The organism is Amycolatopsis thailandensis (genome assembly GCF_002234405.1).
In the GTDB taxonomy this organism is placed as follows: domain Bacteria; phylum Actinomycetota; class Actinomycetes; order Mycobacteriales; family Pseudonocardiaceae; genus Amycolatopsis; species Amycolatopsis thailandensis.
The window spans coordinates 1-518 of the sequence record NZ_NMQT01000252.1 but is presented as its reverse complement, the minus strand read 5'-3'; the positions used below and the strand labels follow the sequence as shown (position 1 = coordinate 518).

At 70.7% G+C, this 518-nt stretch carries 1 protein-coding gene; it reads right to left on the bottom strand.

Annotated elements, in window-relative coordinates; genetic code table 11:
• Positions 1-518 (bottom strand): GNAT family N-acetyltransferase (locus tag CFP71_RS42045; RefSeq protein WP_143267288.1); only part of this gene is annotated, 518 nt, incomplete at both ends.

The window sequence follows — 518 nt, the reverse complement described above, 5'->3', positions numbered from 1 at the left end:
GCCGTTCGTGGGTGCGCAGCCAGCGGTCGGCGAACAGCCCGTCTTCGCGGCGCCGCACGGCGTAGGACTCCATCGGGACGTCCGGCTCGTCCTCCTTGCCGATCGGGCGCACCGAGACGATCAGCCGCTTCAGCCCCGTTTCGGCAGCCCGCGCCTTGAGCGCCTTGAGCATCGGCGTCGACAACCCCGTCCCCCGCATCCGCGGCGCCACAACGACTTCAAGCGCGCACAGGGTGTCCGGCGCGCGGCCGTCCATGAGGTCCTGCGCGGCCCATTGGATCGCCTCGTCCCAGCCGTGGGCGGGCAGTTCGTGCCGGTCCTCGGCGGGGTAGGTCAGCGGGACCGACAGCGCCCGCGCGATCGGCACACCGTCGTCGTCCAGCGCGATCAGGAAATACCGGGACCAGTGCCGCAGCAACCGCTCCGGGGTGATGATCTTCCCGCTGAACCCGGCGTAGATGAACTCACCGCCGACGTCGCCGAGGTTCAGGGCGGGATCCAGCAGATCGGGTCGGGAC